Origin of the sequence: Streptomyces sp. NBC_01381 (genome assembly GCF_026340305.1) — a bacterium.
GTDB lineage: Bacteria > Actinomycetota > Actinomycetes > Streptomycetales > Streptomycetaceae > Streptomyces.
In genome coordinates, this window is the sequence record NZ_JAPEPI010000002.1 from 2,145,051 (window position 1) to 2,168,090 (window position 23,040).

14 protein-coding genes and 4 pseudogenes are annotated in these 23,040 nt (G+C 69.9%); 11 read left to right on the forward strand and 7 right to left on the reverse strand.

Going from position 1 to position 23,040, the window contains the following annotated elements; all coding sequences use genetic code 11:
- The first annotated feature begins 304 nt into the window (after positions 1–304).
- The 3 genes and pseudogenes from OG453_RS31180 (at position 305) to OG453_RS31185 (ending at position 2,374) form a co-directional block, all read left to right on the forward strand.
- On the forward strand, positions 305–514 hold the full coding sequence (locus tag OG453_RS31180; RefSeq protein ID WP_266871909.1) for a DUF6243 family protein: 210 nt from the start codon (positions 305–307) through the stop codon (positions 512–514).
- 221 nt (positions 515–735) lie between these two features.
- Positions 736–1,416: pseudogene (locus OG453_RS45385) on the forward strand (DUF4157 domain-containing protein); the annotation flags it as partial.
- Between the two features lie 13 nt (positions 1,417–1,429).
- Positions 1,430–2,374 (forward strand): hypothetical protein, encoded by a 945-nt coding sequence (locus OG453_RS31185; protein ID WP_266871910.1) that lies wholly within the window; start codon positions 1,430–1,432, stop codon positions 2,372–2,374.
- Here OG453_RS31185 and OG453_RS31190 read toward each other — a convergent pair.
- Positions 2,317–3,606: a metallophosphoesterase gene (locus tag OG453_RS31190; RefSeq protein WP_266871911.1), complete on the reverse strand. Its 1,290-nt coding sequence runs from the start codon at positions 3,604–3,606 to the stop codon at positions 2,317–2,319. The two genes, OG453_RS31185 and OG453_RS31190, sit on opposite strands and share 58 nt — an antisense overlap.
- Positions 3,607–3,859: 253 nt before the next feature.
- On the opposite strand from OG453_RS31190, the gene OG453_RS31195 reads away from it, so the two are divergent.
- A complete protein-coding gene (locus OG453_RS31195) occupies positions 3,860–4,777 on the forward strand; it encodes a MurR/RpiR family transcriptional regulator (RefSeq protein WP_266871912.1) in 918 nt (305 codons plus the stop codon).
- A gap of 312 nt (positions 4,778–5,089) precedes the next feature.
- Positions 5,090–5,473 carry a hypothetical protein gene (locus tag OG453_RS31200; protein WP_266871913.1) on the forward strand — a complete coding sequence of 128 codons (384 nt, stop codon included), beginning with the start codon at positions 5,090–5,092 and terminating at the stop codon, positions 5,471–5,473.
- Between the two features lie 134 nt (positions 5,474–5,607).
- On the opposite strand, the pseudogene OG453_RS31205 reads toward OG453_RS31200, so the two are convergent.
- Positions 5,608–6,009 (reverse strand): annotated as a pseudogene (locus OG453_RS31205) (DUF6624 domain-containing protein); the annotation flags it as partial.
- A gap of 505 nt (positions 6,010–6,514) precedes the next feature.
- On the opposite strand from OG453_RS31205, the gene OG453_RS31210 reads away from it, so the two are divergent.
- A complete protein-coding gene (locus OG453_RS31210; RefSeq protein ID WP_266871914.1) occupies positions 6,515–8,125 on the forward strand; it encodes a hybrid nucleoside-diphosphate sugar epimerase/sugar transferase in 1,611 nt (536 codons plus the stop codon).
- Entirely contained in the window at positions 8,115–9,188 is a 1,074-nt protein-coding gene (locus tag OG453_RS31215) for a glycosyltransferase family 4 protein (RefSeq protein WP_266871915.1), read from the forward strand. Before OG453_RS31210 ends, OG453_RS31215 begins: the two co-directional genes overlap by 11 nt.
- A 609-nt stretch (positions 9,189–9,797) precedes the next feature.
- On the opposite strand, the gene OG453_RS31220 is transcribed toward OG453_RS31215, so the two are convergent.
- Positions 9,798–12,773: a helix-turn-helix transcriptional regulator gene (locus OG453_RS31220; protein ID WP_266871916.1), complete on the reverse strand. Its 2,976-nt coding sequence runs from the start codon at positions 12,771–12,773 to the stop codon at positions 9,798–9,800.
- Positions 12,774–13,277: 504 nt separating this feature from the next.
- Here OG453_RS31220 and OG453_RS31225 point away from each other — a divergent pair.
- A pseudogene (locus OG453_RS31225) lies at positions 13,278–13,739 on the forward strand (transposase); the annotation flags it as partial.
- A gap of 57 nt (positions 13,740–13,796) precedes the next feature.
- On the opposite strand, the pseudogene OG453_RS31230 reads toward OG453_RS31225, so the two are convergent.
- Both OG453_RS31230 and OG453_RS31235 read right to left on the reverse strand, forming a co-directional pair.
- A pseudogene (locus tag OG453_RS31230) lies at positions 13,797–14,033 on the reverse strand (transposase family protein); the annotation flags it as partial.
- Between the two features lie 351 nt (positions 14,034–14,384).
- Positions 14,385–15,479, reverse strand: coding sequence for a hypothetical protein (locus OG453_RS31235; RefSeq protein WP_266871917.1), 1,095 nt, complete (start codon positions 15,477–15,479; stop codon positions 14,385–14,387).
- A 336-nt stretch (positions 15,480–15,815) separates the two neighbouring features.
- On the opposite strand from OG453_RS31235, the gene OG453_RS31240 reads away from it, so the two are divergent.
- Entirely contained in the window at positions 15,816–16,295 is a 480-nt protein-coding gene (locus OG453_RS31240; protein ID WP_266873187.1) for a carboxymuconolactone decarboxylase family protein, read from the forward strand.
- Between the two features lie 45 nt (positions 16,296–16,340).
- Here the strand turns inward: OG453_RS31240 and OG453_RS31245 are convergent, their stop codons facing one another.
- Both OG453_RS31245 and OG453_RS31250 read right to left on the reverse strand, forming a co-directional pair.
- Positions 16,341–17,984 carry a GMC oxidoreductase gene (locus OG453_RS31245; RefSeq protein WP_266871918.1) on the reverse strand — a complete coding sequence of 548 codons (1,644 nt, stop codon included), beginning with the start codon at positions 17,982–17,984 and terminating at the stop codon, positions 16,341–16,343.
- 393 nt (positions 17,985–18,377) lie between these two features.
- Positions 18,378–19,277, reverse strand: coding sequence for a GNAT family N-acetyltransferase (locus tag OG453_RS31250; RefSeq protein ID WP_266871919.1), 900 nt, complete (start codon positions 19,275–19,277; stop codon positions 18,378–18,380).
- Positions 19,278–19,790: 513 nt separating this feature from the next.
- Between OG453_RS31250 and OG453_RS31255 the strand changes: the two genes are divergently transcribed.
- Together OG453_RS31255 and asnB are read left to right on the forward strand one after the other, a co-directional pair.
- Positions 19,791–21,191: an MFS transporter gene (locus tag OG453_RS31255; protein WP_266871920.1), complete on the forward strand. Its 1,401-nt coding sequence runs from the start codon at positions 19,791–19,793 to the stop codon at positions 21,189–21,191.
- Positions 21,192–21,208: 17 nt separating this feature from the next.
- Positions 21,209–23,035: an asparagine synthase (glutamine-hydrolyzing) gene (gene asnB, locus OG453_RS31260; RefSeq protein ID WP_266871921.1), complete on the forward strand. Its 1,827-nt coding sequence runs from the start codon at positions 21,209–21,211 to the stop codon at positions 23,033–23,035.
- Positions 23,036–23,040 lie beyond the last annotated feature (5 nt).

Consider the following 23,040-nt stretch of genomic DNA (forward strand, 5'->3'; position numbering starts at 1 on the left):
TCGTGACCAGCCTGCCCACGCCCACTGTCGTTCCGCTGACGCCGTGCTGCCGTTCCACTAACACTGCGGAAGCACTTCTGATCCGGCTCGTGGAATGCCATGCCCCCGCAGCTGCTCGACGCCGGCCCGGCGAAAAGCGTGGTGTGCGGGACCGACGGAACCGGGTAACGTCTTGCCCATGTTCTTCCAGACGCTGATTTACGAGTGAGGGCGTGATGGGCCCCTGCTGACGTCCCTCGACGTCGCCGCGCCCGTCCCCCACCGATGAATCCGTAGGTCCCTTCACATCATTCCGGGAGAACCCGTGAGCAAGAACATCAACAACCCCGTGGGCATGGGCGGCGGCCAGCGCAAGAAGCTGTCCCGCGCCGAACGGCAGAACAACGGTCCGCACCGCAACCGCGACCGCCAGGGCGCCGCCGACCAGAAGGCGGAGCTGGTGCGCAAGATGCGCGAGAAGGTGGCCGCGGCCGAGGGCGCCGGGCAGCCGAGCGACGACACCGAACAGAGCTGACACACCGCCGCCGCAGGGCGGCACCGTAGGGGGCAGGGCCCGGACCGCGACGCGCGGCCCGGGCCCTGCTGCCTTACCGGGCGCGGCCGGTCCCGCTCGGCCTGCGAGCCCGCAGCCGCGTCGGAGCACGTGACGCGGTGGTGACGGCCGGCTGGCTAGCGTGTGGTCAGTCGTGGCGCCATACGCCCGGGGAGAACAGCAGGCGGGGGAGTGTGGTGGTGATGGCCGTGTTCGAGCCTCCTCTGCGGCGTCAACTCAGCGCTCCCGCCCGGGAATCCGGCACCGCCGGCTCGCCCGCCCGGGAGTCTGGCACCCGGCGTGGCACGGACGCGCGAGGCCAACGCCTCGACCCTGACGTCCGCGCCACGTTCCAGCGCGCTTTGGGGCACGACTTCAGTGACGTACGAGTGCACACCGATGCGCAGTCCGCAGCCGGAACGCGCCGCCACGGAGCGGCGGCATGCGCTGGCGGATCCGACATCTTCTTCGCCCCTGGGCACTACGAACCGCACCTCGACCGGGGGCGACGGCTGCTCGCCCACGAACTCGTGCATGTCGTCCAGCACCACCGCGCCGGCGCCGGCGCCCCGCGCGTCTCCCAACCGCACGACCCGGCCGAAACCGAGGCAGGTTCGGCCGTCGCGGCTCTGGGCTGGGGTGGTCTGCGGGCCGCCTACCCGACCCTCACGACCGAGGTCGACGGCGATTCCGGCCGTCGGGCGGCCACGGCACCGCCCAGCATGTCGAGCCGTCCGGCACGGATCTCCCGGCTCGAGCTCACCTACGACGACGGGCCCGACGCAGCCGGCAACACCGGCCGAGTGCTCGACGCCCTCAATGCCGCAGGGGCGCGGGCCACGTTCTACCTGGTCGGCAAGCGAGTGGTGCAGGGCGAGAACTGGCGCCTTCTTCGACATGGCCGCAGGCGGCCACTGGCTGGGCAATCACGCGTACGACTGGAACGACGCCAAGGACAACCACATCTTCCTGTACGGCACGGTGCAGGAACGTGCCGAGAAGATTCTCCAGACGGAATGGGCCATCCGCGACGCGCTCATCAGAGGGCGGGACGACGCGCAGCGACGGAACATCTGGGCCGGCATTCCGGAGCCCAACCGGTCCTACATCGCAGATGTGATCGCCCACGGAACCGGGCGCTTCCGGACCCCCGGATTCAGGAGTCACGTCTGGACCGCGGACGGTGCGACCTCAGCGGCGGCCCTCTCCTCGGTGAACCAGGTACTGGCCGCCAGTGGTCTGCGCACGCTGGTCATCACCAAGGTCGGGATCCTCTCGCGCGAAGGCGTCACCGTGGACCCCGAGGACTATGTGAAAGGCCGGACCAAGGAACAGATCACGGCCACGGTGACCAAGGAAGTGTCGGACAACGACGCATCAGTGCTCCTGCACTCGCGGATCGCTGCCTCCGCGGAGGCGACTCCCGCGATCGTGGCCGACTTCCAGAAGCGGAAGCTCACGTTTGATCCCACGGTTCAGGGCATGGTCGGCAAGGTCTACCCGAGGCCGGGCTTCGCCGGCCTCGGCGCGATCTCCGATCCTCCGACCACCCAGCAGATATCGGCGGCACGGTCCTACCTGCGCACGAAGCGGGCCATATTCGGCCCCTATGTCTCCGGCAGTCTGGCCATCGGCATCTTCCAGTTGGCCCAGCGTGCCGGAGCGCATGAGGTCGACGATTTCATCACCGAGATACGAACGACCACCATGCCGACGCCGACCGGTCCTGTCCCGCTGGCGAACTGGATGGCCGTGAACCCGGAGTGGAGCCTCTTCCTGGGCTTCTACGAAAACTGGCGCCTCGCCAAGCCCTTCCCCCGCGTCAAGGGCGTCACGCTCTGAGAGCAGCTATAGGGGCTGGGTGGGGGGCGCTGCGGGGAGCGGAGTACGAGCAGGGTGATCTCGCTGGGGGCGAAGACGCGGAACGGCGGGCCCCAGAAACCGGTGCCGCGGCTGGTGTAGAGGAGGGTGCGGGTGCCGTGGCGGCTGAGGCCGGCGAGGGCGGGCTGGTCGATGCGGACGAGGTGGTGGAAGGGCCAGATCTGGCCGCCGTGGGTGTGACCGGAGAGCTGGAGGTCGACACCGCCCGCCGCGGCCCGGTCGACGAACTTGGGCTGGTGGGCCAGGAGCAGGACGGGGTGGTCGGGGTCGGCGCCGTCCAGGGCACCGGCGAGGTGGGCGCGGTGGCCGGCCAGGCCGGAGGACTCGGCGGTGACGTCGTCCACGCCGGCGACCACGAGGGTGTCGCCGCCGCGTTCGAGCAGCAGATGGCGGTTGCGCAGCGGCTCCCAGCCCAGCTCGTCCATCAGGTCGACCCAGCCCTGGGCCTGGCTGTAGTACTCGTGGTTGCCGGTGACGTAGACCCGGGCCCGGGTGGCTCGCACGGTGCCGAGCGGAGCGGCCTGGGCGCGGCGGCGTTCGGCCGTGCCGTCCGCGATGTCGCCGGTGTGGCAGACCAGATCGGCGTCCAGGGTGTTGACCGTCTCGCAGACCCGCGCCGACCAGCGGGCGCGGTCGAGCGGGCCGTAGTGGGTGTCGGTGATGAGGACGACGCGGGTGCCGTCCAATCCGGCTCCCAGGCGCGGGAGTTGTACGTCGAGCCGGCGCACCCGTGGAACCCGGCGGGCCTCGGCATACCCCCAGGCGAGGAGCACGGCGGCCACGCCGAGGATCGCCCACGTGACGATCCGGGCCCGGTCCTGGCCGTCGCCCACGCCGGCCACGGTCAGGGCGAGGCGCAGCAGGACGCCGAGGAGGAGGGACCAGGTGAACAGTATCCAGCCGGCCCCAAGGAGGGTGTCCCCGACGATGGCCGCCCGGTCCTGCTGCCGCCGGCCGTGGCCGCGCATCATCGCGAGCGGCATGGTGATCAGACCGAGGACGAACAGGGCGGTGCCGCCCAGCGTCACGGGGAGGGGCCAGTGCTGGCCGGCGTGCAGCAGCACCCAGCAGGGGACGGTCCACAGCAGGACGGGGGCGATCAAAGGGATGTAGCGCATCAGCCGGCGCAGTCGGCTCTGCTGGGTCGCATGCGCCGCACCGTCCGCGGATCGGGCTTCGCTGATGTCGGTCACGCTTCCCCTCCTCAGGTAATCCAGACTGCCGAAACGCGCACTGTATCCGCACCGTGTGGACAGTGAGCCGCGCCCGGCCACCGCCCCGCCCCCTACCCGCACTTCCCGCACGAGCGCAGGGAAGCCTTCGCCCGCCTCAACCCGCCGCTGTTCGGTCCGGCGCACGGACACAGGCGGCGGTGGGCGACTGGAGGGGTGGCCACAGGGTGTGAGCTATGTTGGGTGACGAGTGACATGAGAGGGAGGCCCGTCGGTGTCATCCGGGCAGCAGGCACGCGCCCAGGCGGCCGCCATCACGCCGGGCGGGAAGTCGCCGGACCATGAGCGCGCCCCCGGCGAGCGGGTCCGTGCGCTGTTCGACGGCCATCGGCTGTCCCCGGGGCAGCGGCGCATCGCCCAGTACCTGATCGATCACCTCACCGAGGCCGCGTTCCTCTCGATCACGGAGCTGGCGGAACGGGCCGGTGTCAGCCAGCCGTCCGTGACCCGCTTCGCCGTTTCCCTCGGGTTCAGCGGTTATCCCGCCCTGCGGGACGCGCTCCAGCCGATCGCCCTGAGCGCGGTCGCGGGCTCCCCGGGGGGCAGCAGCCAGTTCCGGCGCAACGCGCTGCAGGAGGCCGTGGACGCCGAGATCGAGAACCTGCAGAACCTACGTCGCCTGCTCGCCGACACCGACCAGGCGCTGGACATCGGGCGCGAGCTGGCCGGTTCCGTGCCGCTGACGGTACTCGGCCTGCGGATCTCGGTGTCCCTTGCGGAGTACTTCGCTTACGCGGCCCGGCGCATCCACCCCGACGTACGCCTGGTGACCCGTGGCGGCAGCGTGGCCTACGACGCCCTGCTCCAGTCCCGGGCGGCGGGCGGGACCTGGATGCTGGCCTATGCCATGCCCCGGCACGCCAAGGAGACCCTGGGCGCGCTCCGGGCCGCGCGGAGCGTGGGGCTCCGTACCGCGCTGATCACCGATCCCACCCTGGGGCCGCTGGCGGACGCGGCGGACGTGACGCTGACCGCGGGCACCGGGTCCCGGCTCGTCTTCGACTCGTACGCGGCGCCCGGCCTGCTGTCCGCGGCCCTGCTGCAGGCGATGGCCGACGCGGACCCTGAGCGGACGCAGGCGCGCCTCGAAAGCTACGAGCAGGTCGCCGACCAGCACGGATTCTTCCTGTAGGCCCCTCCCCTCCCCGCTCCGCCGGGCATCTTCACCCTCACCTTCGCATGTAATTTTTCATGCCCTTGCGTACTCGACGGTATATATATTTACTTGCCCAGCGCCCCGGATCCACCAGACGCCAGGGAGAGCGACCCCAAGCCCTCCCGGAAACAGACACGCGGTGTGACGACTCCTCCTCACGTCCCGCCCGTGCCCGGTCCCGGCTTTCGGATCCACCGGAGCGCTCACGGCGGCCTCGGTCAACCCCTGGGCCGAGGCCGCCACAACAACGTCTCGATCAGAGTTCGACACCACTCGGAAGCGACGAGAATGCGCCAGACTGCCTCCATCACGCTCAGCCCCGACTGGCCCTGCCAGGTCAAGGCGCCCGGCACCCCGGACTGGGAACGCACGGCGATGCGCTGGCTGCGGGACCTGCTCCCGGCCCGGTACGGCACCTATCCGACGCTGAACCGCCATCCCGCACTGCTCGCCCGGCACGCACAGCTCCAACTGCAGCACGAGGTACGGACGGCGCGGATCGCCCTGGAGACCAGCCGGGCGGAACTGCCCGCGATGGGCGTGTCCGCGTCCCTGATCGAGAACTCCATCAGGATGTACGCCGTCGAACTCCAGCAACTGGGCCGCCTGTCCCGAGGAGTCCGCCTCATCGGCGACGCCCTCCTGGCCGACGGCGCCAACCGCCGTCCGTGACACACGGCGTCTGTGACACGTGACGGTCACTGAGGCCCCTGCCGGGCAGGTGCGGGCAGGGGGCCTCGGTGTTCGGCGCCCGGCGGCAGGTAAGCCCGGGCGGTGATCCACCGGACGCGACTGGGAACAGGGCGTCAGGCCACGGAGAACTTGGCGACGTACGCATCGAAGGGCTCGATGCCGACTTCCGCACGGAGTTCGTCCATGCGCTCGGGCTCTTCGCAGGGCCACGGAACCGGCGCCCCGTCCTTCACACCGGCGATCTGAGTGCCATAGACCTGCTTGCGGCCCTCATTGACCAGCGCTCGGTCGCACAGGAAAGCCGGCTCGCGGGGGCCGGCCGAGCCTGCCGCCACCGCCTGCTGCATCAACTGGAGGGCACGACGCCGCACATCGAGCTGCCGGTCGGCATGCTGAGCGATCAGCCTTGCCGCGCGTGCGGCCTCCTCACCGACGAGTTCCGCCGTCGGCCGGCCGTACTCATCCATGATCTCGCCGAGCCGGTCACCGTGCCGGGCCGTCAGCCGTCGCCAGGCCGGCTGGCGTAAAGATCATTCCGGAGAACGTCCTCGGATGCGAACAGCTCCCAGGGCCGGAGCTTCACCTCCTCGCCCGCGGTTGTCCGGGCCCTGGGGCAGCGGGCTTTGACCTGCGCCCTCGCACGCCACCTTGGCCTGCCGGGCGTCGGCGCTTCGGGCCGCAGAGGCGGATCAGCTTCCCCTCGATCAGCTCGTCCATGACCCGAAGGCGGCGTTCGGGACTGCCTCCTGGCCGGGTTTGCCCCCCTCGACAACGATCGGCAACGCCGGGTCGCGTTCACCGCCGCCGGCGGCGCGCCGGCGGCTGCACGCAGGCTTCTCGGCGAGACGGCGGCGCAAACCGGCACATCGGCGCACCGGACCGGCCAGGCCTCCATCGCCGGGCACATAGGGACGTGCGCGGCTGGGGAGTTATGCCTCAGCTCCGACAATTCCCAGGGCGGAACGGGACGTTCGCCCGTGGAGCCGAGCAGCGAGTCCATCCATCATGAGGAGATGGTCCATGGCTGACGACCTGCGTCGCTTCACTCTCGTCACCGGCGGTGCCGGTTTCATCGGCAGCCACCTCATACGAAGGCTGCTGGCCAAGGATCCCGGCCTGCGGATCGTGTCCGTCGACAATTACTTCACCGGGAGCCACGGCAACCACGTCCAGGACGACCGGGTCCGATATCTGGAAGGCAACACCGCCGACATTGCCGCACTCTGGGCCGAAAACGGCTTGGACCGCATCAGCACCGTGCACCACCTCGGCGAGTACTCCCGCATCGCCCAGTCCTTCGACGAGCCCGACCGGGTATGGGAGTTCAACCTCCTCGGAACCAGGGAAGTCGTCCGTCTGTGCTTGGAGCACGAAGCCCGCCTGGTTTACGCCGCCTCCAGCTCCGTACTGGGCAACGAAGGCGGCGACGAGCGGCTCAGCCCATATGCCTGGACCAAGGCGAAGAACGTCGAGTACATCCGCAACAACGGCGACTGGTTCGGACTCGACTACGTCATCCCTTACTTCTACAACGTCTACGGTCCGGGACAGATCTCCACCGGCTCCTACGCCACCGTGATCGGCATCTTCGAGGAACAGCTCCGTGGCGGACAGCCGCTCACCGTGGTCGAACCCGGCACGCAGAGCCGCGACTTCACCCACGTCAACGACATCGTCGAAGGCATCGTCCTCTGCGCGGAGAAGGGGTCCGGGGACGGATACCTGCTCGGACGCGGCGAGGAACACCGGGTGATCGATGTGGCCCGGATGTTCGGCGGTCCGATCGAGATGGTGCCCGCCCGCCGAGGCGAACGGTTCAGAAGCCGGGCCGACAACTCCAAGGCGCGGGCCCTGGGCTGGATACCTTGGATCGACCTGACCGAGTACGTGGCGGAGTTACGCACCGAAGCCGAAGCCGAAGCCGAAGCCGAAGCCGAAGCCGAAGCCGAAGCCGAAGCCGAAGCCGAAGCCGAAGCCGAAGCCGAAGCCGACACGGGCGCGACAGCGCCCCCACCTCCGCGCTGCGCCGTCTCCCGAACCAAGCGCACGCTCGACATCGTGCTCTCCTCAGCCCTGCTGATCGCCCTTCTTCCCCTGATGGCGCTGGTCGGCCTGGTGGTGGCTGTGAGCAGTGCGGGCCCCGTCATCTATCGGCAGGCCCGGGACGGCATCGACGGACGGTCGTTCACCCTGCTGAAGTTCCGCACCATGTACGCCAATTCGTCCGTCGCGCTGACAGAACTGTTGCAGGCCGAAGGATGCGAGCTGTCCATCTGCGCAAAGCCGCGCCACGATCCTCGGATCACGGCGGTCGGCCGTGTCCTGCGCAAGACCTCGCTGGACGAACTGCCCCAGCTGGTCAACGTATTGCGAGGCGACATGTCCCTGGTCGGACCGCGTCCCTGCGCACACACCGTGAACGCGACGCTGCGCCCCGAGGAACGGATCAGACGCCTGTCCGTCAAGCCCGGCGTGACCGGGCTGTGGCAGGTCTCGGGCCGCTCCGTGCTCACGGCCGAGGAGGCGATCCGGCTCGACCTGCGCTACATCGACCGCTGGTCTCCGAAGCAGGACGTGATGATCCTCCTGCGTACGCTGCCCGCCGTCCTCAGGACGAACGATGCGCGGTGACCCGGGCGGGGCGGCGGCGGTGAATGCTGCGCCGGCCGCAGTCCTGCACGTCGTGGAGGCATGGCAGGGGGGCGTGCAGACGATCGTCCGCGACTACGCACGGGCCGTCCCCGAGATGCGGCACCTGCTGCTGATGGGTGACCGCGACGGGTACCAGGTCACCGACGCGGAGGAGGACCTCTTCGACGGCGCCTGGCGGATGCCGCCCGGCCACTTCGCACGCGTCCGTGAGACGGGGAGGCTGTACCGGTACCAGCGCCCGGACGTGGTCCACGCCCACTCCTCCCTGGCCGGAGGGTATGTGCGCCTCGCGCTCTCCGTGCCGAGACACCGCATCGTCTATACCCCGCACTGCTACGCCATGGAGCGCACCGACCTCGCCCCGTACGGGCAAGCGGCAGTGTGGACGGCCGAGCGCCTCCTGGCCTGGCGAACCGGCATCGTGGCCGGCTCCAGTCCCCGCGAAGTCGAACTCGCCCACGCGCTTCGCAAGCGGCAACCAACCGTCTACGTACCCAACGTGGTGCGCCCTCAGAAGAGCGGCCCGGACAGCAGCAACGACGGCCTGCCGCCACGGAGCATCGCCGTGGTCGGCCGGCTGTGCACGCAGAAGGACCCCGGCTTCTTCGCCGACGCGGCAGCCGAGGGACGACGGCTCATGCCGTCGAGCAACTGGTTCTGGCTCGGCGACGGGGAACCCCACCACCGGAAGCGACTGGAGCAGGCCGGTGTCACCGTCACCGGTTGGCTGGACCACCACGACATACAGCACATGCTCGCCCAGGCGTCCGTGTACGCGCACTGCGCACAGTGGGAAGGAGCCCCGATGACCCTCCTTGAGGCCGTGGGGCTGGGACGGCCGGTGGTGGCACGGCGCATCCCGGCGCTGGAGTCCCTGGGCGTACCCGACCTGGTGGACACGCCGCAGGAACTGGCGGCAACGGCCGTCGCCCTGCTGACGCACGGTCCCGCCGCACACACCGACGAGACACAGGCCAGGCTGTACGCCGAACACAGCCCGGAACGTCAGCGGACGACGCTGCGGCAGGCGTACGGACGATGACCGGGGTGAAGTGTCCTGCCGTCTGGACTGGAAGTACTGCCTGGGCCTGGAGTTGGACGACCCGGGCTTCGATCACTCGTTCGGAGCGAGTTCCGCGACCGGATGGTCTTGCAGTAAGAGGGAAGGTTGGTGTCCTGCCCCACACCCCCGTCGTCGTCGCCCTGCGGGGGAGGCCGTGCTGGGAGTGGATACGCAATCGGGCCAGGAAATGGGAAGCCCCGAGGCGGCCCGTGAGGTCATCCACCTGGTCATACAGTTACAGCCAGGACCCCGCTCATAGGGGCTGTTGCGACACGAGGAATCCCGCCGGTGTGCTCGGGCGGGGGTTCGTGTGTGGCGGGTTGTGAGGGTGTGCAGTGTCAGGTATGGGCCCTGCCGTACTCCGGCTCGCGGCTTTCGAGGACCCGGGGCAAAGATGCGGTGACGACTCGCTGGCTGCGGCCGATGCGGAGCACAGGGCACGGGAACTTCCCCTGGCGAACCAGGTCGTAGCCATGTGCTCGTGAGAATCCAAACGCCTTGGACGCCTCCTCGACGTTCCCGGTCCCGCCCACGTGGCCCGGATGCGCCTGGGGCTGTATCGGGCATAGTGCATCGCGCTGTGGCTGCTCAGCCCGACGCGTTGGTCTCCGGCTCGATCAGGCCCTCGCGGTATGCGATGCCGACGGCCTCGGTACGGCTCGCGGCACCCAGCTTGGCGAGGATGTTGGAGACGTGGACGCTTGCTGTCTTGCCGCTGATGTACAACTCTTCGCCGATCTGGCGGTTGGTGCGCCCCCGGCCGAGTAGCCGCAGCACCTCGCTCTCCCGGGCGGTCAGGTCGGCGATCCGCTCCCCGGCGGCCGGTGCGTCGGCGATACGGCCGCGTCGTACCAAGGCGTCGAGCGCCTCCCGCAGCGGTACGGCGCCGAGACGCATGGCCGTGTCCCGGGCCGCATGCGCCTGCTCGGCCGCCTCTTCGCGGCGGCCGGCGGTGAGCAGGGCCTCCGCGAGCCGCCGTCGGCACCGGGCGAGTTCGTATGGTTCGCCGTAGCCGAACGCGGTCACGGCCCGCTCCCAGGCGGTGACATCCGGGCCGGTGGCGGCGCGCACTTCCTCGGCTTGGGCGCGGGCCAGCCAGGCCAGGCCCTCGGGCCCCAGCTCAGTGCCGTCTTCGTGGGCCGCCGTGGTCCGGGCCAGCTCTACGAGCTCGGCCGCGGTGTCCGTCCAGCGACTGGTGCTCGGTGCGTCACCGGCCAGGCGGGACTCCTCCGCCGCGTCCGCGACGGCCGACAGGCTGAGCGCGGCCAGCCGGACCAGGACGTCGGGCCTGCAGGTAGGCACGCCCTCCGTGAGTGCGTCGACCGCGGCACTCAACTGCCGTACACAGTCCTCGGCGTCACCACGCAGCGCTGCGGCGTCGATGAGCACGATGCTCGCGACGAGCGAGGCCATCCAGTCCGGGGGGCCGTCGAGCAGTGCGCGGGAGCCACCGACCGCCACGTCGAACTCGCCGCGCGCCAGGGCGACATACAGCGCGGGTGCAGTCGTCAACCCGGAGTTGGCCGTGAGCAGGGTGACGTCGGCGGCGGCCGTTCGTGTGCACTCGTCCCAGCGTCCCAGCGTGTAGAGCAGCAGGGATTGCAGATAGCGCAACTCCACGGCGTACGGCGAGGAGAGGAGGCCGGCACGGCGGGCGCGGTCGAGTCCGTCGCTGATCCAGGTCAGGCACGGGTCCATTTCGCCGCACTCGTAGCAACCGATCGCCAGGTTGTACAGCGCCCGCATCTCCACCTGGAGGTTCCCGGCGGCGCGGGCCAGCTCACGGGCTCCGAGGAGCCGCTCCCGACCCTGCGGAGTACGCCGGTTGTGCGCCTCGAGACCGACCAGTGAAATCAGCAGATCAGCCTGGGCGTCAGCCAGTCGGAGCCGCTCGGCGATGTCCAGGGCCTGCCGGGCGACGCGTTCGGCGTCCTCGTCACGGCCCACGTGACGGGCCGCCATGACGTGGGTCGCGGCCGCCCACACCCAGGTGCGCGAGGGCGGCTCGGCCGGGATCAGCCCGAGCGCCTCGCTGCTGTACGCGAACGCGGCATCCAGATTGTCGATCCGCATCAGGTTGTCCGCGAGGGTGTAGCGCACGCGGGCGGCAAGTTCGGAGTCGGCCTCCGAGCCGGCCCGCGCGAGCGCGGAGCGGGTGAGCTGGACCGCGCGATGGGGATCCCCGGCGTGTGCGGCGGCGGCCGAGGCACGCAGGGTGAGAGTGACCGGGTCGCTGTGCTCGGGGTGCGCGGACGAGTCCACCACGGCCCACAGTTCGAGCGCGGCCTCCAGGTGGCGCAGTTCTTCGGCGGGTGCGCGGAGGCGCTGGGCGTGGTCGGCGGCTTCGAGGGAGGCCGCCAGCGCGTCAGCCAGGTCGTGGCTCGCGCGTGAGTGATGGGCCCGCTCCGCCGCGCTGTTCGCCGGACGGCCCTCGCAGGCGAGGAGCGCGGCGAACACCCCGTGCAGCCTGACCCGTTCGCCGGGCAACAGATCCGCGTACACGGCCTCGCGGGTGAGGGCGTGCCGGAAGGAGTACGTCGCGGCGTCGTCGGTCACAAGGAGTTGGTGACCGACTGCCTCGCGCAGCGCCGATTCCAGCTCCTCCTGCGGCAGTTGCACGGCGCCGCGCAGCAGGTCGTGCCCGACCCGGCGCCCCGCCACAGCCGCCGTGCGCAGGACCAGCTGGGCAGTCTCGGTCAGCTGCTCGATCCGGATGAGCAGGACGTCGGCCAGGCCGCTGGGCATGGCGGCTGAGTCCGCGCCCTCGTCGTCCTCGGGCAGCGCGGCGAGCAACTCCTCGGCGTAGAAGGCGTTTCCCTCGGCGCGGTCGACGATGCGGCGAACCGCACTGTCGGAGACGGGGCCCATGCGTTGCGCGTACACGAGCCGGGCCACGTCCGCGTCAGCCAGCGGGTGCAGTTCGAGCCGGTCGACGGCGGGCAGCCTGACCAGCTCGGCGAGCAGCGGCCGCAGCGGGTGACGGCGGTGCAGGTCGTCCGCGCGGTACGAGGCGAAGACTGCGAGCCTGTGGGGCGGGCCGCCGGGCGTGGGCCGCTGTAGGACACCCCGGCTGAGCAGGAAGCGGAGCAGGTCACGAGACGATTGGTCCGCCCAGTGGAGGTCCTCGATGACCAGGAGAAGCGGGGTCAGGGCCGTCAGGTCGGCGAGGAGGCCGGCGATACCCTCAAAGAGCTGGAGGCGGCTGCCGGCGTCGGGCACGGGGCCTGCCCCCGCTGCCGTGCCGATCACGCGCTCCACCGCGGGGTACGCGGCGAAGGCCGGGGCGAGCCGTTCGTCGGCGGCGGCCGCGCCGAGGATCTCCGTGAACGGGAGGTATGGCAGGCCGACGTCCCCAAGGTCCACGCAGTGGCCGGTCAGGACGGTCATGCCGGTGGTGGTGGCGTGCGCCGCGGCCACGGTCAGCGTGCGGGTCTTGCCGACGCCGGCGTCCCCGGCCACGAGGACGGCGCGCGGGTCGCCGGCCGCGGCCCGCTCCAGCACACCGGTGAGCCGGGTGAGTTCGTTTGCCCGGCCGACGAACGGTGTATCGATTGTCTGGGCCACAGGTCCATCCAAGCACGCCCGGCCGGTACCGCTCGTGTGGGTTCCCGCTCCCCGGAGTGCGAGGACGCGGTTCGGGTACCGCGGGGGTGGCTATGTAGCTGAGAAGTGGGATCAGGCACACATTCCGTGAGGATGATCAAGGTTCGGGGTCGTCCCACTTCCATCCGGCTTGTGGGAATGCCGGAGTCAGATCCAGGTGTCCCAGGAGCTGGGACTGAGCATGCTCTGTGTTTGTTTCTGGGTGGCGGTGCTGTGGCGGGCGGGAGGATGGGTGGGTGCTGTCCCGGGTCTGGGGTCTGACTCATGACATCTCTGACCGGAGTGTCTGAATTTCGCAGTGTCGGCTGTTGGCCGGGGATGGTGCGTTGTCGGTGCCGGGCTGGCGGGGTGTGTCTCGATAGGGGCCTGCCGAGTGTTGTGGCGTTCTCACGATTCTGACCGTCTGACGCGGCCCGGTTCCGGCAACGCGACGAGACGCGTCGTCGGACCGGAAGGGGAACGGGCATGTCTACTTCGACGGTGCCCAGTACGTCGCTCTCGCCGCAGGCCCGCCGTCGCCGTCCTGGGGGAGAGGCGGTGCTGGGAGTGGATACGCATCGGGATGCGCACGTGGCTGCGGTGCTCTCCGTGAACGGGGTGGTGCTGGCCACCGACGAGTTCCCGGCCACGGCAGCCGGTTACCGGGATCTGCTGAAGTGGGCCAGGAAGTCGGGTGTAGTGAGGCGGGCCGGTGTGGACGGGACCGGCTCCTACGGGGCGTCTCTGTCGCGCTATCTGCTGGCGCAGGGTGTGGACGTGTTGGACGTGAATCGGATGGACCGGGCGGATCGCCGTCGGCGCGGTAAGTCGGATCCGCTGGATGCCCAGAACGCGGCGCGAGCCGTGCTGAGTGGCCGGGCTCGTGCCCGGGCCAAGGCGGGCGACGGGCCGGTGCAGGTCGCCAGGATGTACGAGCTGACGAAGGTGTCGGCCGTCAAAGCCCGCACGCAGGCCATCAATCAGCTCAAGGCCGTCCTCATCACTGTCCGCCCAGCATTTGAGTCCTGCATCGGCGAGGGCTTCGATGATGCCGTGCTGTCGTGCGGCGGTCAGGTCGTGAGTCGAGCCGGGCAGAGCCGGCGAGGCCCAGAGCAGTCGTCCGAACGGATCGGTGAGGACCTGGACGTTCATGCCGTGGCGTTTGTGTTTCCCGGAGTAGTACGGGGTGCCGGCGGCGATGCGGTCGATCGGCAGCAGGGTGCCGTCGAGGATGACGAATGCCCCGGACCTGTTCACACGGCGCCGGAGGAACAGCCGTCGCCGGAACCTCGATACGCCCCGGACTCGGCATCCCCTCAACTGTGCGACTGGCGAGTTCGGCCCTTCACCGGCACCGTGCGTGCCGCGGTTTACCGGGAGACTCCACACGCCGTCACGGGAGGCTCATGCTCCAGGAGCCGCGTTTCAGGAGGTCAGCGAATTCCGTCGGTTGGCCGTGTCATATATGCGAGCAGCATGATCGCCTTCACGGAATGCGCGCCAGGACCTTCGAGCGGCCCCAGTTGGCGGGGGCGAACGGGCGCATTGAGGGATGGTGACGGGGCGAAGTGAAAGCCACAAGGGCACAAGCCTTCAACGCGTTCGGTCAACCACCCGTACCCACACGGGATCCTCGCTGCCGTCGACGTCGCGCAGTTCCCAGTCGGTCGGCGAGTCGCTGTGGCCGGCGGAGCCGGTGAGCCAGTACGTCGTGTCCGGGTCCCATCCCGCAAGCACGGTGGCATGGGGCTGGCCGGTGTCCCCCGCACCTGCAGTGCCGCTCACATCCAACGCCCGCCCCGCCGTGGCCAGATACCCCGTCACCGTGAGGTGCACCGCGTCGAAGTCGGCGGCGACCGCCTCCCAGTCGGGGATGTACCACTCGGCCGCGCGGCCCGTGGCCCGCTCCCAGTCATGCCGCCGGGCTCGGCTGACCCGCAGGGGATACCGCCCGACCAGGTCCGTCCACGCCTGCGGCCCGGTGATCTCGTAGCTCCGGATGCTCTTCGACATACGCATCGGCCAGACCCGCGCACGTGCCCAACCCGCCCCGTCCTCGACGGCCATGAGCTGCGCAGCACCCAGCCACGGCAGCGCGCGTGAGGTCACGGGGAGTCCGGAGGACGGTGGCGTCGACCACCAGATCCCGCTGTAGATGACCGAGGAGTCCTCGGGAAAGGAGTGTGCATCGTGCTCGTCCTTCACCGCCTCTGCCTTCCACGCCCGCAGGGCCTCGGCCGGAGCGCGGGTGGGCGGCGGGCGGTGCTTGTCCTGGCGCCCCTCCATCCACTGCACGTACACCTGGGCGTCTGGTGCCACGTCGGCCGACCACCAGCCGGTCTCCGGCGCGTCTTCGATCGCTTGCGCGAGCGGGCGCAGCGCCTCGACGAACTCCTGATGGGTGAGCAGGGAGTCCTCCTCGTCGGGCTCCTGCCAGTACATCGCGGCGGCCGCGCTGTCGCCCAGCGCGCCCATCAGCCCTTGCTCACCCGTGGCTGCGACAGCGTGGGCGGGATCCAGCCCACCCAGCAGCCGGACCAGTTCCCGCCGCTTCCGTTCGTCGGCAGGATCGAGTGCGGTGTGGAAGAGGGCCTCCCCTATGTCGCCGCCGCTGCGCTCCGCGACCACCATGCACAGTCGGCGGCCCCGCGGACCGAGGAGTATCGAGGCACCCTGCGAATCGGACATCCCGCGCAGCCTATACGCCGGCCGGGCTCCAAGTGGGCCCCACCCGGCCGCCCTCATCTCTCCCTCGGCGATCCGACAGGGGACACCGTGCCCGTCACCCCGCCTGACATCCTTCGCCTTCGTCACCGACCCGACCCGGCGGCACGCCTTCCTTTCCCGGCCCTCGAGTTTGTGGGGCCTTCACGGCGGCTGACCGCTCGACGGCGCAACAGCCTCCTGATCACCGTCCTTGGCGAACGGTGCCAGATAGGGCGCTCCCTGCGTTGTTCTGCGGGAGATGGTCAGCCCTTCGTATGGTTGACGCGCCCAGCTCGGAAGGAGCAAGCGATGAGCCCGATGAACATCGACATCCCCGAGGGGCAGGAGCCGATCGGTTACGTGTGGGGCGAGATGGTCCCCGGCATCGGGATGGCCGCCGCGAATTTCTCGCTCGCGGTGTACGAGCACACGACCCTGGGACTACGGGAGTTCGAGGCCGCGCGGCTGCGCGTCGCGCAGATCAACGGCTGCCTCCTCTGCCTCGACTGGCGTACGGAGCGGGACGGGCGGAAGGTCGAGGAGGAGTTCGCCGACGCGGTGACCCAGTGGCGCACCACCGACGCCTTCGACGACCGCACACGCCTTGCCGCCGAGTACGCCGAGCGGTACGCCCTGGACCACCACGGCCTCGACGACGAGTTCTGGACGCGGATGACCGCGCACTACAGCCAGCGCGAGATCGTGGAACTAAGCATGTGCCTCGGTTCCTGGCCGGCGTTCGGCCGGCTCAACCACGTGCTCGGCCTCGACACGGTGTGCGTACTCCCCGGGCATTGAACCGGGCATCGACCCGCGCATCGACCGGGGCATTGAGGGGTGTTGCTACACATCAGTGGCGATGATCTTCTCGATGTTGCGTTCGGCGAGCGCCGTGATGGTGACGAACGGATTGACGCTCGTGTTGCCGGGGATCAGCGAGCCGTCGATGACGTACAGGCCCGGATGGCCGTGCAGACGGCCGTAGTTGTCGGTGGCCTTGTCCAGGATGGCGCCGCCGAGCGGGTGGTACGTGAGGTGATCGCCCCAGATCTTGTACGTGCCGAAGAGGTCGGTCCGGTAGATCGTCCCCTCCTTCGCGTTGATCTTGTCGAAGATGGTCTTGGCGGCGTCGATGGACGGTTGCTTCCAGGCGGTCTGCCAGTTCAGTTCGGCCCTGCCCGCCGCCGCGTTCCAGGAGAAGGCGGCCCGGTTCGGGTTCTTGGTGATCGACAGGTAGAACGAGGCGTAGGTCTCGATCCCTGTGGGCAGCGGCGCGACCTCGGCGAACGCGCCGCCCGCCGCCCAGTTGTCGATGCCGCCGGTGGGCATGGACGCCTGGAGCTTGCCGGTCGCGTCCCACATGTGGTTCGCGCGGCCGCACATGACGTTGCCGTTGTCGCCCCAGCCCTTGCCGATCTCGTCGTTGAGGTGGGGCAGTGCGCCGGTGGCCTTCAGCTTGACGAGGAGCTTGCTGGTGCCGACGCTGCCGGCCGCGAAGAACACCTTGTCGGCGGTGACGGTCTTGGTGGCCGTGGTGGTGCCGCCGGTGTCGATCTGGTCGATGACGACGGTGTAGCCGCCCGCGGTCGCGGGGGCGACCGAAGTGACCTTGTGCAGCGGCGAGATGGTGACCCTGCCGGTCGCGGTGGCCTGGGCGATGTACGTCTTCTGGAGCGACTTCTTGCCGTAGTTGTTGCCGTAGAGGATCTCGCCGGCGATGGCCGACTTGGGGACGGTTCCGGCCACCTCCTGCTTCATGTAGTCCCAGTCGTAGACGCTCGGCACGAAGACGAAGGGGAAGCCGGAACGCTGGGCGTGCTTACGGCCGACCCGGGAATACTGATAGCAGTCGACGGTGTCGAACCAGGCCGGGTCGATGGTGTGGACCCCGAGCCCGGCGTTGGCGCGCGGGTAGTAAGTGGCGTACATCTCCTCGGTGTTGACCGACGGCAGGATGGCGGAGAAGTTCTCGCGCCTGGGCGTGACGGCCATGCCGCCGTTGACCAGTGAGCCGCCGCCGACGCCGCGCCCCTGGTAGACGATGATCCCGCCCAGCTCCTCGGCGTCCAGAATCCCGGTGTAGCGGGGGATGTCCTTGTCGATCGGGAAGCCGAGGAAGTTACTGAGGGGCTGTTTGGTCTTGGTGCGCAGCCAGTAGGAACGGCCGTCCGGCGTGGTCGTGTTGGCGAAGATCTTGCCGTCGGCGCCGGGGGTGTCCCAGGCCATGCCCATCTCGATCATGTGGACGTCGACGCCCGCCCGGGCCAGACGCAGTGCGGCGACGGAACCGCCGTACCCGGTGCCGATCACCAGGGCGGGGGCATGGGCTCCGTCGCCGATGGGAGCCGCCGCGCGGCCGGTTTGCGCCTGCGCCGCGGTGGCGTGACCCGCGAGGGTCGCGGCTCCGAGAATAGAACCTGTTCCAGCGATGAATCTTCGGCGTGTGACGCCCCCGGGGTCGGTGATATGCGTGACAGTGACACTCATGTGGCGTTCCTCACTCTCGTAGGAATGGGAACGAGTTCTACTGCTGCTTGCGCATTAAGTCACTGCATACCTAGAAGTAACTTCTGTCCGATCTTGTGCCTACTGGGTGCGGTCGCCCAGGAGCTGCGTCCCGCCCCTCCTTGCCCGCCTCGGCGATCGACTCCGTACGCACCTTCCACGTCCCCGTAGTTGCCTTGAGGGGAGTCGACGAGCATCGCCCGCGCCACCTTCTTCGCGCGTGAATGAAGCGGGTGTGTCCACTGTTGATCACCGTGAGGTACGTGGACTGACGACGAGACGGTGGCCGCCGGCTACAGCGAAGATCCCGCATGTCGCTGACAAGGGGTCCGGGCCTGCCCTCGGACCGGACCCCTCAGCGCGTGTTACTCCTTGCTAAGCCGCTTGGCCCGCCGGGTGGAAGTTGATGCGTTCACTGATGACGGGGAAGCCGGCCTTGGCAAAGTTCGCGGCCATGGGGAAGTTGCCCTGGTCCGTCGCTCCGCCGACGAACTCCGCGCCCTGCTCGACGAGGAGGTGGGTGCACTCCGCGAGGAGGTCGTAGGCGTAGCCGTGACCGCGCTGTTCCGGGACGACTCCGATGAAGCCGATGGTCGGGCCGGAGGGGTTGTGGGCCGGGATGTGGATGCCGGCCAGGTCGCCCTCCGGCGTGTGCGCGATCTGCCACCACTCCCGTGGGGAGGGGCACCAGTGGAAGAAGTCGAGTTCCTCCTGGGCGGCCTGGTCGAGGCCGCCCTCCTCGATGGCCCTGAGCGCGTGGGCGTCCAGGGTGACGGAGTGGATGCGGCGCAACGCGTCGAAGAACACGGTGTCGTCGGGTTCGGCGCTGAAGCGCAGGCGTCCGGGCCGCTCGGGCAGGCCTCGCTCCGGGGTCCAGCGGTACAGGAAGCGTTCCACCAGGAGTTCGTACCCTGCGGCTCGTGCGGCGGCGAAGCGCGCCTCGGCGGCGGTGCGCAGGTCGGTCTTTTCCCGCCAGCCGCCTGGCAGGTTGATCTCGAGTTCGACCTGCCAGGGAGCGGAGCGCAGGAGCTCGGCCCCGGCTTCCTCCTCGCCCTCGGCCACGTCGAACCAGTTGATGTTTACGGGCTCCGAGTCGTTGGGGCCGCCCCACCACGCGCCGCGTGCGACGACCTCGCCGTCGCGCAGGGCGACGCGCTTCCAGTCGGGGCGGAACTGGGTACGCCGATGGCTTTCACGGGCGCCCAGGGGGTCGGGGAGTGCGTCGAAGAGATGAGCGTCGCTCGCGGAGAGCGCGCGGATGACCTGATCGGTCATGGATTCCTCCGGGATACAGGCTGCTTGGAGCGCTCCCGGTCAGAACTCACGAACCACGCCGGGACAGCGGAATGAGGGAGCGCTGGAAAGGTGTGAACCGCACGGCACTCGCCTCCTTCCATCCGTCTCAGGGCGTGGAGCCACACACTAAGTGGTGTACTACGGGCTCGTCCACGGATTTCCTTACGCCCTGACCTGCGATTGATGTGGTCACGCGTTCCCGTGGCGGTTGAGTTCGAGCGCCATGCCATGCACCGGATTCCCCGGACATCGCCCGAGAGGTCGGCTTCGGTGCGGAGGCCACGTTGCGCCGTGCGTTCCTGGGGGTGCTGCGGATCTCGCCGCTCGAGTACCGCGAGCGGTTCACCTGAGCCGGGTTTCCAACTGGCCGGGAACTGGCGCCGCTTCTGCTCCGACTACTGGACCGGGTGACGGAGGTTCGCCCCGTGTACCGAGTTGTGCCCCGGCCGGCGACGAGGCGGTACGGAAGCAGGAGACGCAAGGGGCGGAACGGTGACGCACCAGGGTTCGGGAACGGAACAGCCCGGCCACATGGCCCTCGGTGAGGACCGCTGGCCGCTGGTGGCCGTGGCAGGCGTACTGGCGTTCATGGCGATGCTCGACATGAACATCGTCAACGTGGCCCTGGTGGACATCGCGGACGGACTGCACGTGTCCGCCGCAACCGCCCAGTGGGCCGCGCTGGGATACCAACTGCCCGTCGTGGCCCTGCTGTTGCCGGCCGGGCGATGGCTGGACGGCGTCGGCATGCGCTCGGCCCTGCTGGTCTGCACCGCCGGCTTCGGCCTGTGCAGCGCGCTGGCGGCCGCCGCGCCCTGGATGGCCTGGCTGATCGCCGCCCGGCTTGCGCAGGGCGCCTTCGGGGCGGCGCTGTTCGTGCTGATGCCCGTGCTCGCCATGCGCTCGGTACGGCCGGAGCTGCGGGGGAGGGCGATGAGCGTGCCCGCGACCCTGGGGCCGCTGGGCGCGGTGACCGGACCGGCCGTGGGCGGCCTGCTACTGGACCACTTCGGCTGGCACGCCGTCTTCCTCGTCAAACTCCCCTTCTGCCTGCTCGCCCTCGCCGTGGCGTGGCGTGTGATGCCACGGGACGCACGTCTGAGGCGTCCCGAGCGCCGCTCGGCGGTGGATGCCCTGCTGGTGGCCTCCGGTGTGGCTGCCCTGCTGCTGCCGCTGACCCTCGCTGCGGACGAACCGGCCCGGCTCGGGCTCGCCCTCGCCGCGATCCCGCCTCTGTGGTGGTGGCTGAGCCGCTCGGGCGGCCGTCCGGTGACCGGCGTACTGCGTGTCTCAGGGCTGTTCCGGGCGCACGGGGCCGTGCTGGCGCTGGCCGCGGGTTTTGCCGCGATGCACTATGTCGTCGCGCTGCACCTCCAGCGCGACGACGGCGTCAGCGCCACGACGACCGGTCTCGTGGTCCTCGCCTTCCCGCTCGGCATGGGGGTGGCGGGACCGTTCGGCGGACGTCTGGCCGACCGGTACGGGGCCCGGCCCGTCGCAGCGGCAGGCGCCGCGCTCACCGCCGCCGGGTTGCTGCTGCTCGTCCCGCTGGGCGACGGCTGGTCACCGTGGGACGTCGCATGGCGACTGGCGCTGGCCGGCGTCGGCATGGGCCTGAACGGCGGCCCCACCCAGGCCCTGGTCATGAGCGCGGCCCCGCCCGACCGTACGGCCACCGTCGGCTCCACGGTCCAGTTCGCCCGCAGCCTCGGCTTCACCCTCGGCCCGGCCCTGGCCACCGCCGTCTCGGGCCTCACCGGCCCCGGCAACGGCGTACACGCCGGGCTCGCCCTGGCCGCCGCTGCCGCTTGCCTCGCGGTACCCCTCGTCGCGCTGCCCGGTCGGCCACCTGCCCCCTTGCCCGAGCAGACCACCGACGCCGCCTGCGCCTGACCCAGGAGACCCCCCCCATGTGCGGAATCACCGGCTGGGCGTCCTTTCACCACGACGCCCGCACCCAGGCCCCGGTCATCGAGGCCATGACCGCCACCCTCATCTCACGCGGCCCGGACGCCGGAGGCGTCTGGCTCGGCGAGCGCGCTGCGATCGGCCACCGCCGGCTGGCCGTGATCGACCTTGTCGGCGGCGTGCAGCCGATGACCGACCGGCCGGACGAGCCGGACATCGTGCTCACCTACAGCGGTGAGATCTACAACCACCACGCCCTGCGCACCGAACTCCGCGCCCGAGGCCACCAGTTCGGTACGCGCAGCGACACCGAGGTCGTGCTGCGCGCCTACGCCGAGTGGGGGGAGAACGCCGCCGACCATCTGGAGGGCATGTTCGCCTTCGTCGTCTGGGACGAACGCCGACAGCGCCTGCTCCTCGTCCGGGACCGCCTCGGCGTGAAGCCCCTCTTCTGGACCGCCGTCGACGGCGGTCTCGCCTTCGCCTCCGAGCCCAAGGCCCTGTTCGCCCACCCGGAGATCCGGCCCCGCGTGGACGCCGACGGGCTGCGGGAGGCGTACAGCCTGCTGTTCAACACCGGGCCGACGGTCTGGTCCGGCATACGTGAGGTCGAGCCTGGCGGGATCCTCGTCCTGGACCGGGACGGCATCCGCGAACGTCGCTACTGGCAGCTGGAAGCCGGCGTCCACGTCCAGGACCGGGAGGCGACCGTCGAACGTGTCCGTCAGCTGGTCGGCGCGGCGGCACGCAGCCAGCTGGAAGCCGATGTCCCGCTGTGCAGCCTGCTCTCCGGCGGCCTCGACTCCACCGTCCTGACCGCCCTGCTCGCCGACGAACTCCGCCGGCGCGAGGGCCCGGACGCCCGCGTCCGCTCCTACGCCGTCGACTACAGCGATCAGGCGTCGGCATTCAAGGGAGACGTCCTGCGCACCGGGCACGACACGCCCTACGCCACCGAGGCCGGCGCCTTCATCGGCACCGACCACAGCACCGTCGTACTCGACCCGCGCGCCCTCCTCGACCTTGAGCACCGTAGGGCCGTCGTCGTGGCCCGCGACTCGCCGATCGGTGTCGGCGACATGGACACGTCCCTCTATCTGCTCTTCGGGGAGATACGCCGGCACTCGACCGTCGCCCTGTCGGGCGAGGCCGCGGACGAGGTGTTCGGCGGCTACCCCTGGTTCCACAACCCCAAAGCCCTGGCCGCCCGGACCTTCCCCTGGCTGCTGGTTACCGGCGACGAGGCCGCCATGCCGCTCAATCCGGCGCTCGACCTGCGCATACGCGAGTTCCGCGCCGACACCTACGCGAGTGCCATGGCCGCCGTACCCCACCTGGACGGCGAAACGCCCGCGGAGCACCGCCAGCGCGAGATGCAGCACCTGTCCCTGACCCGCTGGCTGCGACAGCTCCTGCACCGCAAGGACCGGCTGAGCATGGCCCAAGGACTGGAGGTCCGCGTCCCCTACTGCGACCACCGCCTGGTCGAGTACGCCTTCACCACCCCCTGGGCGCTGAAGAGCTTCGACGGCCGGGAGAAGAGCCTGCTGCGCGCCATCGGCAAGGGCCTCGCACCCGACTCGGTGCTCCACCGGCCCAAGAACCACTACCCGGCCACCCACCACCCCGATTACAACCGCGGCCTGCAGGACATGGCCCGCGACGCCCTGGCCACGGAACAGGTCCGCGCCCTGGCCGACGAGACCCTCATCAAACCGTGCCTGGACACTCCGTCCGACCAACTGGAGTGGGGCCACCGTCTGCGCCTGGAACGCGTCGTCGACCTCGCCCTGTGGCTCGACCATTACCAGCCCGAACTCGCCCTCTGAGGAGC

Excerpts from the sequence above, each read along its gene's own strand:
- OG453_RS31185 (WP_266871910.1), top strand. The coding sequence starts at position 1,430 with ATGGCCGCAGGCGGCCACTGGCTGGGCAATCACGCGTACGACTGGAAC.
- OG453_RS31200 (WP_266871913.1), top strand. The coding sequence starts at position 5,090 with ATGCGCCAGACTGCCTCCATCACGCTCAGCCCCGACTGGCCCTGCCAG.
- OG453_RS31210 (WP_266871914.1), top strand. The coding sequence starts at position 6,515 with ATGGCTGACGACCTGCGTCGCTTCACTCTCGTCACCGGCGGTGCCGGT.
- OG453_RS31215 (WP_266871915.1), top strand. The coding sequence starts at position 8,115 with ATGCGCGGTGACCCGGGCGGGGCGGCGGCGGTGAATGCTGCGCCGGCC.
- OG453_RS31235 (WP_266871917.1), bottom strand. The coding sequence starts at position 15,479 with ATGTCCGATTCGCAGGGTGCCTCGATACTCCTCGGTCCGCGGGGCCGC.
- OG453_RS31240 (WP_266873187.1), top strand. The coding sequence starts at position 15,816 with ATGAACATCGACATCCCCGAGGGGCAGGAGCCGATCGGTTACGTGTGG.
- OG453_RS31245 (WP_266871918.1), bottom strand. The coding sequence starts at position 17,984 with ATGAGTGTCACTGTCACGCATATCACCGACCCCGGGGGCGTCACACGC.
- OG453_RS31250 (WP_266871919.1), bottom strand. The coding sequence starts at position 19,277 with ATGACCGATCAGGTCATCCGCGCGCTCTCCGCGAGCGACGCTCATCTC.
- asnB (WP_266871921.1), top strand. The coding sequence starts at position 21,209 with ATGTGCGGAATCACCGGCTGGGCGTCCTTTCACCACGACGCCCGCACC.